The sequence below is a fragment of the Cellulosimicrobium sp. E-16 genome, from assembly GCF_049913115.1.
GTDB lineage: Bacteria > Actinomycetota > Actinomycetes > Actinomycetales > Cellulomonadaceae > Cellulosimicrobium.
Genome location: NZ_CP183974.1, coordinates 2,766,754 through 2,782,728, shown reverse-complemented (window position 1 = coordinate 2,782,728; position 15,975 = coordinate 2,766,754). Strand labels below are relative to the sequence as shown.

General features: G+C 72.6%; 14 protein-coding genes. 6 read left to right on the top strand and 8 right to left on the bottom strand.

The window, feature by feature from the left end; genetic code table 11:
- Positions 1–55: 55 nt before the first annotated feature.
- From ACN9MS_RS12325 to ACN9MS_RS12310, 4 genes are all read right to left on the bottom strand, one after another.
- Complete coding sequence (locus tag ACN9MS_RS12325; RefSeq protein WP_426308865.1) at positions 56–1,819, bottom strand: cytochrome b; 1,764 nt, start codon at positions 1,817–1,819, stop codon at positions 56–58.
- The gene (locus tag ACN9MS_RS12320; protein WP_426308864.1) at positions 1,816–2,877 is read right to left on the bottom strand and encodes a Rieske 2Fe-2S domain-containing protein; all 1,062 of its coding nucleotides are present in this window, start codon (positions 2,875–2,877) and stop codon (positions 1,816–1,818) included. Before ACN9MS_RS12320 ends, ACN9MS_RS12325 begins: the two co-directional genes overlap by 4 nt.
- Positions 2,874–3,653 (bottom strand): cytochrome bc1 complex diheme cytochrome c subunit, encoded by a 780-nt coding sequence (locus ACN9MS_RS12315; protein ID WP_378232267.1) that lies wholly within the window; start codon positions 3,651–3,653, stop codon positions 2,874–2,876. The genes ACN9MS_RS12320 and ACN9MS_RS12315 overlap by 4 nt, the downstream gene beginning before the upstream one ends.
- Before the next feature lie 73 nt (positions 3,654–3,726).
- Positions 3,727–4,377, bottom strand: coding sequence for an aa3-type cytochrome oxidase subunit III (locus ACN9MS_RS12310; RefSeq protein WP_082141561.1), 651 nt, complete (start codon positions 4,375–4,377; stop codon positions 3,727–3,729).
- 318 nt (positions 4,378–4,695) lie between these two features.
- Between ACN9MS_RS12310 and ACN9MS_RS12305 the strand changes: the two genes are divergently transcribed.
- Positions 4,696–5,133: a hypothetical protein gene (locus ACN9MS_RS12305; protein WP_426308863.1), complete on the top strand. Its 438-nt coding sequence runs from the start codon at positions 4,696–4,698 to the stop codon at positions 5,131–5,133.
- Positions 5,134–5,166: 33 nt separating this feature from the next.
- Complete coding sequence (trpD, locus tag ACN9MS_RS12300; RefSeq protein WP_426308862.1) at positions 5,167–6,264, top strand: anthranilate phosphoribosyltransferase; 1,098 nt, start codon at positions 5,167–5,169, stop codon at positions 6,262–6,264.
- 47 nt (positions 6,265–6,311) lie between these two features.
- Here trpD and ACN9MS_RS12295 read toward each other — a convergent pair whose 3' ends face one another.
- Positions 6,312–6,593 (bottom strand): Lrp/AsnC family transcriptional regulator, encoded by a 282-nt coding sequence (locus ACN9MS_RS12295; protein ID WP_024840033.1) that lies wholly within the window; start codon positions 6,591–6,593, stop codon positions 6,312–6,314.
- On the bottom strand, positions 6,587–8,431 hold the full coding sequence (locus ACN9MS_RS12290) for a DEDD exonuclease domain-containing protein (RefSeq protein ID WP_426308861.1): 1,845 nt from the start codon (positions 8,429–8,431) through the stop codon (positions 6,587–6,589). The genes ACN9MS_RS12295 and ACN9MS_RS12290 overlap by 7 nt, the downstream gene beginning before the upstream one ends.
- A 163-nt stretch (positions 8,432–8,594) precedes the next feature.
- Between ACN9MS_RS12290 and ACN9MS_RS12285 the strand changes: the two genes are divergently transcribed.
- Positions 8,595–9,998 (top strand): NYN domain-containing protein, encoded by a 1,404-nt coding sequence (locus ACN9MS_RS12285; RefSeq protein ID WP_426308860.1) that lies wholly within the window; start codon positions 8,595–8,597, stop codon positions 9,996–9,998.
- A gap of 67 nt (positions 9,999–10,065) precedes the next feature.
- Here the strand turns inward: ACN9MS_RS12285 and ACN9MS_RS12280 are convergent, their stop codons facing one another.
- Complete coding sequence (locus ACN9MS_RS12280) at positions 10,066–11,883, bottom strand: AMP-dependent synthetase/ligase (RefSeq protein ID WP_426308859.1); 1,818 nt, start codon at positions 11,881–11,883, stop codon at positions 10,066–10,068.
- Between the two features lie 260 nt (positions 11,884–12,143).
- Here ACN9MS_RS12280 and ACN9MS_RS12275 point away from each other — a divergent pair, with 260 nt between their 5' ends.
- Entirely contained in the window at positions 12,144–13,091 is a 948-nt protein-coding gene (locus tag ACN9MS_RS12275) for an ROK family glucokinase (protein ID WP_426308858.1), read from the top strand.
- A gap of 55 nt (positions 13,092–13,146) precedes the next feature.
- Here ACN9MS_RS12275 and ACN9MS_RS12270 read toward each other — a convergent pair whose 3' ends face one another.
- Positions 13,147–13,770, bottom strand: coding sequence for a hypothetical protein (locus tag ACN9MS_RS12270; protein WP_426308857.1), 624 nt, complete (start codon positions 13,768–13,770; stop codon positions 13,147–13,149).
- Positions 13,771–13,827: 57 nt separating this feature from the next.
- Between ACN9MS_RS12270 and ACN9MS_RS12265 the strand changes: the two genes are divergently transcribed.
- Positions 13,828–14,613 (top strand): lysophospholipid acyltransferase family protein, encoded by a 786-nt coding sequence (locus ACN9MS_RS12265; RefSeq protein WP_239576702.1) that lies wholly within the window; start codon positions 13,828–13,830, stop codon positions 14,611–14,613.
- 126 nt (positions 14,614–14,739) lie between these two features.
- A complete protein-coding gene (locus ACN9MS_RS12260; RefSeq protein WP_047233161.1) occupies positions 14,740–15,966 on the top strand; it encodes a pyrophosphate--fructose-6-phosphate 1-phosphotransferase in 1,227 nt (408 codons plus the stop codon).
- Positions 15,967–15,975 lie beyond the last annotated feature (9 nt).

Below are 15,975 nucleotides of genomic sequence, written 5' to 3'. Positions count from 1 at the left end.
TGTCCGCCTCGATGAGGGGACTGGTCGCGGGTCATCGTCCTACTGTGCAGGAACCTCAGGGTCGACGCTCGTCGGCGCCCTTCTCCGGCTCGACGAGGTCGCGCCCACCACCGACGGTGGCGGCACCGGCCTCGATCTGCTCGTGGCTCTCACCCTCGAGCGTGTCGTGCTCGCCGTGCGAGTGGGCGGCCGCGAGCTCGACGGGCGTCACGGGCTCGATCCGGTCCTCGTAGAAGAACCGCGACAGGCGCTGGAGGCGCTTGTCCTTCTTGTAGCCCTTGCGGCGCACGCCGCGGGAGTCCGTCGCCGGCTCGATCTCGAGCGGCTCGTGGGCCTGGTAGTTGACCCGGAGCCAGCGCTCCTGCTCGTCGAGCGGGCGGTGGACCTCGATGTACTCGCCGTGCGCGAACCGCACGATCCGGCCCGTCTCGTGGCCGTGGAGCACGAGCTCGCGGTCCTTGCGCTGGAGGCCGAGGCAGATGCGCTTGGTGATCCAGAACGCGAACCACGGGCCGACGAAGAACAGGACCCGGAACGCCCACGTGATCGTGTTGATCGACATGTGGAAGTGCGTCGCGATGAGGTCGTTCGACCCGGCGAGCGCCAGGATGATGAACGCCGTGAGGAAGGCGACGCCCAGACCGGTGCGGACCGGGACGTTGCGCGGGCGGTCGAGCACGTGGTGCTCGCGCTTGTCCTTCGTCACCGCGGCCTCGAGGAACGGGTAGACGAACAGGAAGGTGAACAGCAGGCCCGGCACCACCACGGCCGGGATCAGGACGTTGAGGGGCACGGTGTAGTCGCCCCACGTCACGAACTCCGCCTGTCCTGGCATGAGTCGTAGCGAGCCTTCGAGGAACAGCATGTACCAGTCGGGCTGCGCTCCTGCGGACACCGGTGACGGGTCGAACGGGCCGTAGTTCCACACGTTGTTGATCGCCATCGTGCCGCCCATGAGGGCGAGGATGCCGAACACGACGAAGAAGAAGCCGCCGGCCTTGGCCACGTACACCGGGAACAGCGGGTAGCCGACCACGTTCTTGTCCGTACGGCCGCCGCCGGGGTACTGCGTGTGCTTGTGCAGCACGACGAAGAACAGGTGCAGCGCGACGAGCGCGAGGATCAGGCCCGGCACCAGCAGGATGTGCACCGTGAAGAGTCTCGGGATGATGTGCTCGCCCGGGAACTCGCCGCCGAAGATGAAGTACGAGAGGTACGACCCGATGAGCGGGATCGACTTCACGACGCCGTCGGTGATGCGCAGGCCGTTGCCGGACAGGACGTCGTCCGGCAGGGAGTAGCCCGAGAATCCGGCGGCGAGGCCCATGATCATGAGCAGCATGCCCACGAGCCAGTTGATCTCGCGCGGCTTGCGGAAGGCGCCGGTGAAGAAGACGCGCATCATGTGCGTGACGATCGCCGCCATGAAGATCAGCGCGGCCCAGTGGTGGATCTGCCGCATGAGCAGGCCGCCGCGCACCTCGAACGACATGTGCAGCGTCGACGCGAACGCGTCGGACATGAGCACGCCGTTCATCGACGCGGGCTCGCCGTGGTAGGTGACGAGCGACATGCTCGGCACGAAGAACATCGTCAGGAAGATGCCCGTGAGGATCAGGACGACGAACGAGTACAGCGCGATCTCGCCCAGGAGGAACGACCAGTGGTCAGGGAAGACCTTGCGGGCGAACTCCTTGACGGCGACACCGATGCCGGTGCGCTGGTCCAGGTAGTCGGCGGCCTTGCCGGCGGGGGTCGTCGGCGCGCCTGACTTCGGTGCGGCCGCCTGGGGTGAGGCGGTTCCGGTGCTGGTGGTCACTTCAGACGCTCCCAGAAGCTCGGGCCGATGGGCTCGTGGAAGTCGCTCTGGGCGACCAGGTAGCCCTCGTCATCAACGGTGATCGGCAGCTGCGGCAGGGGCCGCTTCGCGGGCCCGAAGACCACCTTCGCGCTGTCGGCCACGTCGAACGTCGACTGGTGGCACGGGCACAGCAGGTGGTGCGTCTGCTGCTCGTAGAGCGCCACGGGGCAGCCGACGTGCGTGCAGATCTTGGAGAACGCGACGATCCCGTCGTACGACCAGGTCTCGCCCTCGGGGGACTGGTCGGACACGATGTCGCGCGGGTCGAGACGGACCAGCAGGACGACGGCCTTGGCCTTCTCCGTGATCCACTCGTGGGACTGCATCTCCTCCTGGGAGGCCTCCGGGATGATGTGCACGACCGAGCCGATCGTCACGTCCGCCGCCTTGATGGGCCGGCCGGAGGGGTCGATCGCGAGGCGTGTCCCGGGCTTCCAGAGCGTGTGCTTGAACTTCGAGACGTTCCAGTCGCCACCGACGCTGCCGACGAGCGGGACGGCGATGGTGAGCGGGAACAGCGCGAGCGCGGAGATGACCGCGCCCTTGAGGACGCCGCGGCGGGCGATGCCCGAGTCCTTGGCGCCGGCCTCGAGCTCGGCGATCGCGCCGACGCGCGTCTCGGCGTCGCTCGCGATCGGGTGACGCTCGTCGACCTTCTCGTGGTCGGACATGAGCACCTTCGCCCAGTGCACGGCGCCGAGGCCGATGCCGAGCAGCGCGAAGGCGATGGCCACACCGAGGGAGAGCGTCGACAGGCGCACGCCCGCCGTGGTGCCGTCCGGCGGGATGACGAAGTAGACGACGAGCGCGGCGATCGTGCCGATCACCGAGATGCCGAAGAGGGTCGCGACCTGGCGCTCGGCGCGCTTCGACGCCTTCGGGTCGCGGTCGGCCATGCGGGTCTTGTGCTCCGGCAGACCGGGGTCCGGGAACGTCTCGAGGGTGCCGTGCTCCTCGCGGTGCCCGACCTCGCGGTGCGAGGACTCGGGCGACCGGGGGTTCTGGTAGTCGCTCACGAGGACTTCGCTCCGATCCACACTGCGGCCCCGATGAGGAGGCCCATTCCGACGATCCAGGCCCACAGACCCTCGCTGACGGGGCCGAGCGAGCCGAGCGAGAGGCCGCCCGCCGAGCCCTCACGCTGGTCGACGAGGAACGCGATGACGTCCCGCTTCTCCTCCGGCGTGATGGTCGCGTCGTTGAAGACCGGCATCGACTGCGGGCCGGTGAGCATCGCCTGGTAGAGGTTGCGCTCCGACGTCTCCCACAGCGGGGGCGCGAACTTGCCCTCCGAGAGCGCGCCGCCGGCGCCGACGGCGTTGTGGCACATCGCGCAGTTGGTGCGGAAGATCGCTGCGCCGTTCGCGACGTCGCCGAGCGAGGCGTCGACCTGCTCGTCGGTCGGGATCGCCGGGCCGGCACCGAGCGAGGCGACGTAGGCGGCGAGCTGGGCCGTCTGCTCCTCGTCGAACTGGCGAGGCTTCTGGATGGCCTGCGGACCGTCCATCTGCATGGGCATGCGGCCGGTGGACACCTGGAAGTCGACCGACGCGGCACCGACACCGACGAGCGACGGAGCCGTGTCCGAGCCCTCGGCGTTCGGCCCGTGGCACGTGGCGCAGTTGGCCTGGAACAGCTTCTGGCCGGTCTCGATGTCCTCGGTGCTGGCGGTCTCGGCGTTGGCCGGGGTCGGTGCAAAGGCGGCGTAGACGCCACCGGTGACCAGCAGCGCCAGCAGCAGCAGCACGACCGGCGCGAAGCGGTGGTGTCTGCGGGCGGCGAGTGCCTTCACGAAATGATCCTCGTCTCGCAGGTGGGGGAGCAGGGGGCGGGTGGGCGGACCGGGGCGGACCCCGGGCGTGTCGTCAGCGCAGGATGTAGATCACGAAGAACAGCGCGATCCACACGACGTCGACGAAGTGCCAGTAGTAGGACGTCACGATGGCCGTCGTGGCCTCGTGGTGCCCGAAGTTCTTGGCCGAGAACGAGCGGCCGAGAAGGAACAGGAAGGCGATCAGGCCGCCGACGACGTGGAGGCCGTGGAAGCCGGTCGTGATGTAGAAGACGGAGCCGTAGGGCGTCGAGGAGATCGAGACGCCGTGCTCGACGAGCTCGGCGTACTCGAAGATCTGACCACCGATGAAGAACGCGCCCATGAGGAACGTGAGGGTCATCCACTCGTTCATCCCCCAGCGGTTCACCTGGAAGATCGATCCGGTGCGCACGGGCTGGAAGCGCTCGGCGGCCCACACGCCCATCTGGCACGTCACCGACGACAGCACCAGGACGGTCGTGTTGATCGCCGCGAAGGTCAGGTTGAGCTTGTCCGCTTGCAGGGCCCACTCGTCGGCGGGCATCACGGCGCGGACCGTGAAGTACATGGCGAAGAGGCCGGCGAAGAACATGAGCTCGCTGGCCAGCCACACGATCGTCCCGACCGAGACGGGGTTCGGTCGGTTGACGCTCACGTGCTGATGGGCGTGGGGGGCAGCCGTTGCGGTCGACACAGAAGCCATTATGGCCGACGAACGGGCCCTTCGCGGCACGCAGACGACCGCCCGGAGGCGGTGAATCTCACAATGTCTCCAGATCTTCCCACGGAGACCTGCACTTGGTGACGGATCGCTGCTAAGTGCCATGAAACTGGCGTGCTCGCAGGCCCGGCCAGGGCCCTTGGTCCCGGGTCCTCCGCCGGTCGGCGCCGACACCGCGCGAGGGGGTGCTGCGATCGGCTGTGACGTGCCAAGATGCCAGTCGGGACGTGCGCGCCGCAGGCGTTCGGAGCGCGCCCTCCCGGACCACCCGAGGGAACCACGAAGGCGACGGTGACGACGATGACGACGACCGTGACGACGACGCACGGGGACACGAGCGTGACCCCGCGCGCGCCGCGCATCCTCCTCTACAGCGACGACGTGACGGTGCGCGAGCAGGTGCGTCTCGCCGTCGGGCGCCGGCTGGGTGCGGGTCAGCCGGACATCGAGTGGCTCGAGGTCGCGACCCCGACCGCCGTCGTGACCTCCGCCGACGCGGGCGGGTGGGACCTGCTCGTCCTCGACGGGGAGGCCGACAAGGCCGGCGGCATGGGTCTGTGCCGCCAGCTCAAGAACGAGGTCTACCGCTGCCCGCCCGTCCTGGTCCTCACCGGCAGGCCGCAGGACGGTTGGCTAGCATCGTGGTCGCTCGCCGACGACGCGGTGCCTCGGCCGTTCGACGCGGTCGCCCTCCAGCGCGCCGTCGCCGACCTGCTGCGTGCCGCCGGCACGCGGTAGCCGACAGGAGACCGACCAGCCGAAGGGCCACCCGTGACCGCCACCCCGCACCCCGCCGCCTCGACCACGAGCGACTCGACGGGCGCGGGGCTCACGTGGCCCGGCCTGCTGACCGAGCTCGTCGCGGGGCACGACCTCGACGCCGACTCCACCGCCTGGGCGATGGACCAGGTGATGTCCGGCGAGGTGTCGCCCGTGCGGCTCGCGAGCTTCCTCGTGGCGCTGCGCGCGAAGGGTGAGACCGTCGCCGAGCTGACGGGCCTCGCGGACGCGATGCTGGCTCACGCGAGCCGGTTCACCGTGGACGGACCGGCGGTCGACATCGTCGGCACGGGCGGGGACCGCGCGCACACGGTCAACATCTCGACGATGGCCTCGCTCGTCATCGCGGGCGCGGGCGTGCGGGTCGTCAAGCACGGCAACCGCGCCGCGACCTCGTCGTCGGGGGCGGCGGACGTGCTCGAGGAGCTGGGGATCCGGCTCGACCACGGGCCCGAGCGCGTGGCCCGCATCGTGCAGGAGGCGGGCATCACGTTCTGCTTCGCCATGGTCTTCCACCCGTCCATGCGCCACGCGGGCGTCGCGCGCAAGGAGCTCGGCATCCCGACGGCGTTCAACGTCCTCGGTCCCCTGACGAACCCCGCGCAGCCGCGTGCGGCCGCCATCGGTGTCGCCGACGCGCGCATGGCACCGCTCATCGCCGGGGTCCTCGCCGGGCGCGGGACCTCGGCGCTCGTGTTCCGCGGCGACGACGGGCTCGACGAGCTCGCTGCGACAGGCGGGGCGACGGTGTGGGAGGTGCGTGACGGCGTCGTGACCGAGCAGCGGCTCGACCCGGTCGCCGACCTGGGCCTCGCGCCGGTGACGATCGCCGAGCTGCGGGGCGGCGAGGCGGCGCACAACGCCGACGTGGCGCGACGCTTCCTGGCGGGCGAGGCCGGGCCGGTACGGGAGACGGTGCTGCTCAACGCGGCGGCCGGGCTCGTCGCGGACGGCACGCTGCCTGGGACCGCGGAGGGCGCGCTCGCCGCGCGACTGCGCGCCGCCTACGAGATCGCGGCGCGCAGCGTGGACACGGGCGCGGCCCGCGACGTCCTCGCTCGCTGGGCCGAGGCCGCGGCGCGGGACTGACCCTGCTGTGCGAGGCGGCCGGCGGTCGCGGGCTGCAGGCCGCCTCGTCAGTCGTCGAGGCCGAGCGCGAACGCCTGCTCGAGGTCGACGTTGGAGTACGCGCGGAACGCGATGAACGTCTCGGTGCGCACGACTCCCGGGACCTTGCTGATGCGGTCCGCGATGACGTCGGCGAGCTGGTCGTGCTCCTGGACCCGGACCATGGCGACCAGGTCCGCCTTGCCCGTGACCGAGTAGACCTCGCTGACGCCCTTGAGGTCCGCGACCTCGGACGCGACCTCGGGGATGCGGGCGGGGTCGGTGTCGATCAGGACGATGGCGGTCAGCATGGTTCCTCCGGGGTCGGGTCGTCGACTGGCGACCACTCTACGGTCACGCCGGGTACCGCGTACGTCAGGTCGGGGCGGTCGACCGGCTCGGCGTGGCGCGCGACGTCCCGGGCCGTGGCGGCGAGGTCCACGTGCGAACCCGCGGACCGGACAGGGCACGCCCACGGGCCCGTGACGTCGACGATCCGCACGCCCGGCTCCTGGAGCCACGACAGCAGGATCTCGGCCTCGTGGGGGTGGCTCGCCGGGGCGGGCGGCACGGGCGGGGCCACGCTCTCCGCCGTCGCGACGAGCGCGTGCACGAGGGGCCACGGGTCCGCGCCGGGGTCGCTCACCCCGGTCGCGGCCAGGCGCGCGTGGCGCACCACGACGATCTCCCACCCGCCGCCGTCCGTCGGGCGGGCGGCGACGAGCTCGGCGCACGCGGCGAGCGGGGCGAGCCGCTGGGCGCGCGCCGCCCCCGTGAGGAACGCTCGCAGACGGTGCGTGAGCTCGCCCGCCTGCTCGAACCGCTCGTCGCGCGAGAGCACGACGATCCGGCGTCCGAGCTCCGCGACGACGTGCGACGGGTCGCCCTCGAACGCCTCCCGCACGCCGGTGGCGACGGCCGCGTACCCGGTGTCGCGGGCGACGGTCGTGCACGGCGCCGAGCACCGTCCCATCTCGGCGAGGACGCACGCCGTCGCCCCGGGCGAGGCGACGACCGGGAGGCGGCGCGTGCACTGGCGCAGCGGGAACGCGTCGTGGAGGGCGTCGACGGCGGCCTGCGCCTGGTGCTTGGACGCGAACGGCCCGATGTGCGCCGCCGGGGCGCGGACGTCCCGCACGACCGACAGGCGGGGGTAGGCCTCGTCCGTGAGCCGGACCCAGGCCATGCGCTCGGGGTGGCGCGACCGACGGTTGTAGCGCGGTGCGTGCTCCGCGATGAGGCGCAGCTCGCGCACCTGCGCCTCGAGCGGCGTCGCGCACACGACCGGGGTGACGGCGTGCGCGATGCGCACCATCTCGGTGATGCGGCTGCGCTTCTCGGAGCGGGTGAAGTAGGACCGGACGCGGCGCCGGATCGAGGTCGACGTGCCGACGTAGAGGACCTCGTCCCCGGGACCGCGGAAGAGGTAGACGCCCGGGGCGTCCGGGAGGTCGTCCGCGAGGTGCCGCTTGCGCCGCACGTCCTGCGGGACCGGGTCCGTCGCCCCGGCGAGATCCTCGAGATGGGTGACGCCCAGCGGCCCGAGCCGCGCCAGGAGGGCGTGCAGCACGTCCACCGTGGCGCGCGCGTCGGCGAGCGCGCGGTGCTCGGGCGTCACCGTGGCCCGGAACAGCGCGGCGAGGGTCGCGAGCTTGTGGTTGGGGGCCTCGTCGCGGGTGACGACGCGGCGAGCGAGCGGGACGGTGTCGAGCACCTGGTTCCCGGGCCACTCGTAGTCTGCGGCCCGGCACGCGGCCTTGAGGAACGAGATGTCGAACGGCGCGTTGTGGGCGACGAGCACGGCGCCGCGCGCGAACTCCAGGAAGCTGGGCAGCACGGCCTCGATGCGCGGGGCGGTCGCGACCATGGACGAGGTGATCCCCGTGAGGCGGGCCACGAAGGCCGGCACGGGGACGCCGGGGTCGACGAGCGTCTGGAACTCCCCGAGCACCTCGCCGCCGCGAACCTTGACGGCGCCGATCTCCGTGATCCCGGCCCCCGTGGGCGACCCGCCCGTGGTCTCCAGGTCGACGACGACGAACGTCACGTCCCGCAGCGGCGTCCCGAGGTCGTCGAGCGTGGCCTGGACGGGCACGCCCCGAGGCGCGGACCCCTCGCGCGAGGAGGCGAGAAGGGGTCCGGACGGCATGGCGGCGAGGGTAGCGACGGCCACCGACACGGCCGAGGCGGGACGCGGCGGGGTCCTCGGTCGGGCACGGGCACGGCATAGGGTGGTGCCAGGGGGAATCGGGACGATCAGGGATGAAATGTCCGGTAGAACTCCCGACGAGAGGACGCAGGAGGCGCAGCGGATGGTGGCCGACAGGTCGGACGAGGGGGGACCCGCGAGCGGCGTCCCGCCCGCGGTGCACGCGCTGCTCGTCGAGGCGGCGGCGGAGGTGCTCGGCACGCTCGACCCGGTCCTCGTCCCCGTCGCCCTGCAACGGGTCAAGGCCTTCGCGCCGCGTCGGCGCGCGTCGGCCGGTGCGGCACCGTTGTGGCGTGCCCTGGTCGACGACGCCGGGTTCCGCCACGCCGTCGCCGCCGCCTGGTCGCGCGAGCACGGGACCGCGACGGATGCGCCGTCGGATCCCTCGGTCCCGGACGACCAGGAACTGCCCGACGACCTGACGGCGGCACCGCGGGCCGACGCCCTGGCGGGACCGGGCGACGAGGACCCCACCACGCCCGTCCTCGTCCGCGAGCGCGCCGCCGGTGCCTTCCTGCTGCGCCCGGACGGCTGGGAGGCGGCCGTGGAGCGCGCCCGCGCGCTCGACACGACGCTGCGCACCGAGCGCTCGGAGCGCAGCGAGGTCGCCCGGTTGCGTCGCGACCGCGACCGGCTGGCCGCGCAGGTCGAGGAGCTGAGGGCGCAGGCGCGCGACGCCGCCGCGCGCGCGGACGCCGCGACGGCGGAGCTCGCCGGCGCACGCCGCGCCGAGCGGCGGCTGCGGGCGGACGCCGACCGGGCGCGGGCCGAGGCCCGGGCCTCCCTCGAGGCGGCGGCGGCCGAGCGGGCGGAGGCGGACGGGGCACTGCGCGACGCGCGCGAGGAGCGCCGCGCCGCGGGGGTCGAGCTCGCCCGCGCACGCGCGGAGCGGGACGAGGCGCGGCGTGCGCGGACGTCGGCGGCCGACGTCGCGACCGCACGCGCGCGGCTCCTGCTCGACACGGTGGTCGACGCGGCAGCCGGGCTGCGGCGCGAGCTCGCGCTGGGGCCCACCACGACGACCCCGGCCGACGACGTCGCCGCGACCCTGCCGGACGCCGCCGCGCGACCGCGGCCCGGGTCGCGCGGGCGCGCGGCGGACGACCCCGCGCTGCTCGGTGACCTCCTCTCCGTCCCGCGCACCCACCTCGTCGTCGACGGCTACAACGTGACCAAGACCGGCTTCGGCGAGCTCACGCTCGCCGAGCAGCGCGACCGGCTCCTCAACGGACTCCTGCGCGTCGCGGCGGGGGGCACCGAGGTCACGGTGTGCTTCGACGGCGCCGACGTCGCCGCCCGGCCGGTGCACGCCCCGCGCGGTGTGCGGGTGCTCTTCTCGTCGGGGGAGATCGCCGACGACCTCATCCGCCGCCTGGTCGCCGCCGAGCCCGCGGGCCGACCGGTCGTCGTGGTGACGAGCGACCGCGCGGTGTCGGACGACGTGCAGGCGATGGGCGCGGTGTGCGTCCCGGCGCAGGCGCTCCTCGCGCGGCTCGCGCGCCGCTGAATGCCGACGGCCCTCCCCGGCGGGTGCCGGGGAGGGCCGTGCGGGCGTCGTCGACGACCGTCGGGCGTCAGCGGACGGGGGCGGGCCCGTCCACGTAGATCGCCTCCACGTCGGCCGCGAAGTCCTTGAGCACCTCGCCGCGCTTCACCTTGAGCGACGGCGTGAGGTAGCCGTTCTCGACCGTGAAGTCGGTGGTGAGCACGGTGAACTTGCGGATGGACTCGGCCCGCGACACGGCCTGGTTGGCGCGCGTCACGGCCGCGTCGAGAGCCGCGAGGACGTCGGGGTCCTTGGCCGCCTCCTCGATCGACATCGGCTCCTTGCCGTGCATGCTCGCCCAGCCCGGCAGCCCCTCGGGGTCGAGCGTGACGAGTGCGCCGATGAACGGCTTCTGGTCGCCGACGACCACGCACTGGGAGACCAGCGCGTGGGCGCGGATGCGGTCCTCGAGGACGGCGGGGGCGACGTTCTTGCCGCCCGCGGTCACGATGATCTCCTTCTTGCGGCCCGTGATGCGCAGGAACCCGTCCTCGTCGAGCGAGCCGAGGTCGCCCGTGCGGAACCAGCCGTCGACGAACGCTTCCGCCGTGGCCTGCTCGTTGTTGTGGTAGCCGCGGAAGATGTGGTCGCCCTTGAGCAGGATCTCGCCGTCCTCGGCGATGCGCGCCGCGCAGCCCGGGAGCTGCTCGCCGACGGTCCCGATCTTCGTGGTCGCGGGACGGTTGACGCTCGTCGGCGCCGTCGACTCGGTGAGCCCGTAGCCCTCGAGGATGCGCACGCCGATGCCGCGGTAGAAGTGCCCCAGCCGCTCGCCGAGCGGCGCGCCGCCGGACACCGCGTACTTCGCGCGGCCGCCGAGTGCGTGGCGGAGCTTCTTGAACACGAGCGCGTCGGCGACCTTGTGCTGGAGGCGCAGCCCGATGCCGGGACCGGACGGCTCGTCGAGCGCACGCGAGTACGCGATCGCCGTCGCGGCGGCCCAGTGGAAGATCTTCAGCTTGCCGCCCGCGGCGGCCTTCTGCTCGGACGAGTTGTAGACCTTCTCGAACACGCGCGGCACCGAGAGGATGTACGTCGGCTTGAAGGTGCCGAGGTCGTCGAGCAGGGTCTTCGTGTCGGGCGTGTGTCCTAGCACCGTGCCGCCGGCGACGACGAGCACGCCGATGAAGCGCGCGAACACGTGCGCGAGCGGCATGAAGAGCAGCGTGCGACCGCCCGGCTCGCCGAACACCTCGGGTACCGCCTTCACGGCGTTGACCGTGAGCGAGTAGAAGTTCTCGTGCGTGAGCTCCGCGCCCTTGGGCCGGCCGGTCGTGCCCGACGTGTAGATGATCGTGGCGACGTCGGCGAGGTTCGCGAGGCCCCTGCGACGGGCGATCTCCGCGTCCTCGACGTCCGCGCCGTCGGCGGTCAGGCTCGCGATCGCGCCCGAGTCGATCGCGAGGACGTCGGACAGCGCGGGGACCTGGTCGCGCACCTCGCCCACGGTCGCCGCGTGCGCCTCGGTCTCGACGACGAGCAGCCGGACGTCGGCGTCCGAGAGGATCCACTGCACCTGCTCGGCGCTCGACGTCTCGTAGAGCGGCACCGGCACGGCACCGGCGGCCCACGTGGCCCAGTCCAGGAGCGTCCACTCGTAGCGCGTGCGCGACATGATGCCCACGTGGTCGCCCGGCTGGATGCCGCGCGCGACGAGCCCCTTCGCCACGGCGACGACCTCGGCGTCGAACCCGCGGGCGCTGAGAGCCTGCCACGCAGCGTCCGTGCCGACGCGGCGCTCGACGATCGGCGCCGCCGGGTCGGCCGCGACGCGGCTCGCGAGCAGGTCGTTGAGGTTCTTCGAGGGATCGACTTCGACGATCCGTGGGGCGCTGATCTCGTCCATTCTGGCTCCAGTGGCAGTAGTCGACGGTGGGAGAACCCTACCCAGTGGCGGTGTGTGCCCGGGACCTGTCGATGTCGGTAGGCTTCAGGTGCTGTGCGCTGCTTGCGCAACGTTTCGCGCGGGCGCGGAGTTCCGGCAGGACGACCCGGGCGCGGGGTCGCGAGCCGTCGTCGTGCGTCGCCCGTGCGCGGGCAGCACCCGCAGCGTGAGGCATCCAGCCAGCGGTTAGTCAGCGGTTACCGAGCGAGTGAGGACGGGACATGCACGCCATCGGTGTGGACATCGGCGGGACGAAGATCGCGGCCGGGGTCGTCGACGAGAAGGGCGAGATCCTCGTCCAGACGCGCCGCGACACCGAGCCCGACGACGTCGCGAGCATCGACCGTGCCATCGCCGACGTGTATGCCGAGCTGACCGCCGAGCACGAGGTGGGCGCGATGGGCCTGGCCGCGGCCGGCTTCGTCAGCCCCGACCGCACGTCCGTGCTCTTCGCCCCGAACATCGCGTGGCGCGAGTACCCCCTCGCGAGGAACGTGCGCGAGCTCATCGGGGACACCGACGTGTCGATCGTCGTCGAGAACGACGCGAACGCGGCGGGCTGGGCGGAGTTCCAGTTCGGCGTCGGCCGCGACGCGACCGACATGCTCATGCTGACGGTCGGGACGGGACTGGGCGGCGCGATCGTCGTCGACCGCGAGCTCGTGCGCGGCAAGTGGGGAGTCGCGGCCGAGGTGGGGCACATGCGCGTCGTCCCGGGCGGGCACTACTGCGGCTGCGGCCACGAGGGCTGCTGGGAGCAGTACGCGTCCGGGCGCGCCCTCGTGCGTGACGGGCAGAACGCGCTCATCGCCCAGCCGGACCGCGCGACGCGCCTCCTGGAGATCTGCGGCGGCGACCCGGACAAGCTCAACGGCCCCCAGATCACGCAGGCCGCGCAGGAGGGCGACGACCTCGCGGTCGAGCTGCTCGCCAACCTCGGTCGCTGGATCGGCGAGGGCGCGGCCTCGGTCACCGCGCTGCTCGACCCGGAGCTCATCGTCATCGGTGGCGGCGTCGGCGCAGCCGGCGACCTGTTGCTCCAGCCGGTGCGCCGCGCGTTCGCGGACCAGCTCTCCGCGCGCGGGCACCGCCCCGAGGCGCGCATCGAGCTCGCCGAGCACGGCAACGAGGCCGGGATCGTCGGCGCGGCGGACCTCGCGCGCCGCTGACCGCTGACGACCGGCCGACGGGGCGGCGCGACCAGGTGCGGCCGAGGCCCGGGCGTCAGACGACGGCGCCCGGGCCCTCGTCGTCGTCGTCCCGGCGGTGGGGCATGCGCCAGAGCAGGATCGCGAGCCCGGCGAGGAAGGCCCCGCCGCCCACCTGCGCGACGATCACCGGGTACGGGCGCACCACGACGAGCACGACCAGCAGGAGGATCGGCACGCCGACGACCAGGGCCCACGCCATGGTGAGGAGCGGGTCGCGGCCGAGCACGAGCGGCGGGTCCGGCGGCACGAAGTGGCTCTCGGCCTCCTCGAGGTCCTCGACCTCCGGCGTCGTCGGCCAGTCGCGGGGACCGCTGGTGCGGACCCACGGCGCGACCGGCACGGACCCGAGCACGTCGCGGCCGTCGCGCGGTGCGGGGGAGGGCCCGTCGGCGCTGCCCGGAGCGGCCTCGGGGTCGCGCGCGGCGTCACGGTCGAGGCCGGACAGGTCGGAGAGCTCGGCCACGATGCCGGCCCACTGCGCGTCGACGTCGAGGGCCGGCTCGTGCGGCGCGTCGTCCGGCCGGGCACCCTCGTCGTCGGGACCGGGGTGCTCGGGGCCCCGCGACGCGTCGTCGGGCGTGGGGTCGGGTGCGTCGTCGGGCTGCGGGGAGTCCGGCTGGGCGTTCGGTGCGGCCATAGGAATCACTCTAGAGTCGGATGCACGTCCCGCGCCGGGACCCCGCGAGGAGGAACGTTGTTCTACTGGTTCATGAAGCAGGTGATGGTCGGCCCGATCCTGCGGGTCCTGTACCGTCCCTGGACGCGGGGCGTCGAGCACGTGCCGGACGAGGGGGGTGCGATCCTCGCGAGCAACCACCTCGCGGTCATCGACTCCTTCATCCTGCCGCTCGTCCTCGACCGCAAGGTCCAGTTCCTCGGCAAGTCCGACTACTTCACGGGTACGGGGGTCAAGGGGCGCCTGACGGCCGGCTTCATGCGCGGCGTCGGCACGATCCCCGTCGACCGGGCCGGCGGCAAGGCGAGCGAGGCTGCGCTCGAGACCGGCCTGCGCGTCCTGCGCGAGGGCGACCTGTTCGGCATCTACCCCGAGGGCACGCGCAGCCCGGACGGTCGGCTGTACCGCGGCAAGACGGGCGTCGCGCGCCTCGCGCTCGAGTCGGGCGCGCCCGTGGTCCCGGTCGCGATGGTCGGCACGAACATCGCCCAGCCGATCGGCAAGGTCATCCCCAAGCCCATGCGCATCGGGGTCGTCGTCGGCGAGCCGCTCGACTTCTCGCGGTACCGCGGCATGGAGAACGACCGCTTCATCCTGCGCGCCGTCGCGGACGAGATCCAGTACGCGATCATGCGGCTGTCCGGCCAGGAGTACGTCGACATCTACGCCGCGACGGCCAAGGCGCGGCTCGCCGCGGGGCACACCGAGTCCGAGGAGGCGGGCGGGGCGCCCGGCGGCCGCCCGGCCCCCGACGTCCAGGTCCCGGAACCGCCGCCGGAGCCCGGCGCGACGTCAGTAGACTGAGCGACGGCCGGTCGCGCAGTGCTCGTGGTGCCCCTCGTCGGGGTACGTGCCCGCCGCCGTCGCCGCCACCCCGCCGGACCGCGTCCGTCCGGCCAGGATCCGTCCTACGAGAGGTTCTGAGTTCACATGTCGGTTCGTCGCGTCGCCCTCCTCACCGCGGGCGGTTTCGCCCCGTGCCTGTCCTCCGCCGTCGGGGGTCTCATCGAGCGGTACACGGAGCTCGACCCGGAGATCGAGATCATCGCCTACCAGTACGGCTACCACGGCCTGCTGACCGGCACGAAGATCGTGGTGGACGAGGAGGGCCGCAAGCAGGCCGGCATCCTGCACCGCTTCGGCGGCTCGCCGATCGGCAACTCGCGCGTCAAGCTCACCAACGCGGCCGACTGCGTCAAGCGCGGCCTGGTCGAGGAGGGCCAGGACCCGCTGCAGGTCGCCGCGGAGCAGCTCAAGGCGGACGGCGTCGACGTGCTGCACACCATCGGCGGCGACGACACCAACACGACCGCGGCCGACCTCGCCGCGTACCTCCACGAGAACGGCTACGAGCTCACCGTCGTGGGCCTGCCGAAGACGATCGACAACGACGTGATCCCGATCCGTCAGTCGCTCGGGGCCTGGACCGCGGCCGAGGAGGCGGCGGGCTTCGCGGCGAACGTCATCGGCGAGCACCGCTCGGGCCCGCGCATGCTCATCGTGCACGAGGTCATGGGCCGCCACTGCGGGTGGCTCACCGCCGCGTCCGCCGCCGAGTACCGCAAGTGGCTCGACGCGCAGGAGTGGGCCCCGGCCCTCGGCCTGTCGCGCGAGCGCTGGGACGTCCACGCCGTCTTCCTGCCGGAGCTCGCGCTCGACATCGACGCCGAGGCCGAGCGCCTCAAGGCGATCATGGACGAGCAGGGGAACGTCAACATCTTCCTGTCCGAGGGCGCCGGCATGCACGAGATCGTCGCTCAGCTCGAGGCGGCCGGCGAGGAGGTCCAGCGCGACCCGTTCGGCCACGTCAAGCTCGACACCGTCAACCCGGGCCAGTGGTTCGCCAAGCAGTTCGCCGACAAGCTGGGTGCCGAGAAGGTCATGGTCCAGAAGTCCGGCTACTTCTCGCGCGCCGCGGCCGCGAACGCCGAGGACCTGCGCCTCATCAAGTCGATGACCGACCTCGCGGTCGAGTGCGCGCTGCGCGGCGAGTCCGGCGTCATCGGGCACGACGAGGAGAACGGCGACCGCCTGCGCGCGATCGAGTTCCCGCGCATCGCCGGGGGCAAGGCGTTCGACGTCACGCAGCAGTGGTTCGGCGAGCTCCTCGAGGGCATCGGCCAGCCGCTCGTCGCCGCGGCACCCGCCGCGCACTGACCCGGGCAG

Excerpts from the sequence above, each read along its gene's own strand:
- ACN9MS_RS12285 (WP_426308860.1), top strand. The coding sequence starts at position 8,595 with ATGGTGGCCGACAGGTCGGACGAGGGGGGACCCGCGAGCGGCGTCCCG.
- ACN9MS_RS12305 (WP_426308863.1), top strand. The coding sequence starts at position 4,696 with ATGACGACGACCGTGACGACGACGCACGGGGACACGAGCGTGACCCCG.
- ACN9MS_RS12295 (WP_024840033.1), bottom strand. The coding sequence starts at position 6,593 with ATGCTGACCGCCATCGTCCTGATCGACACCGACCCCGCCCGCATCCCC.
- ACN9MS_RS12310 (WP_082141561.1), bottom strand. The coding sequence starts at position 4,377 with ATGGCTTCTGTGTCGACCGCAACGGCTGCCCCCCACGCCCATCAGCAC.
- ACN9MS_RS12280 (WP_426308859.1), bottom strand. The coding sequence starts at position 11,883 with ATGGACGAGATCAGCGCCCCACGGATCGTCGAAGTCGATCCCTCGAAG.
- ACN9MS_RS12260 (WP_047233161.1), top strand. The coding sequence starts at position 14,740 with ATGTCGGTTCGTCGCGTCGCCCTCCTCACCGCGGGCGGTTTCGCCCCG.
- ACN9MS_RS12270 (WP_426308857.1), bottom strand. The coding sequence starts at position 13,770 with ATGGCCGCACCGAACGCCCAGCCGGACTCCCCGCAGCCCGACGACGCA.
- ACN9MS_RS12290 (WP_426308861.1), bottom strand. The coding sequence starts at position 8,431 with ATGCCGTCCGGACCCCTTCTCGCCTCCTCGCGCGAGGGGTCCGCGCCT.
- ACN9MS_RS12275 (WP_426308858.1), top strand. The coding sequence starts at position 12,144 with ATGCACGCCATCGGTGTGGACATCGGCGGGACGAAGATCGCGGCCGGG.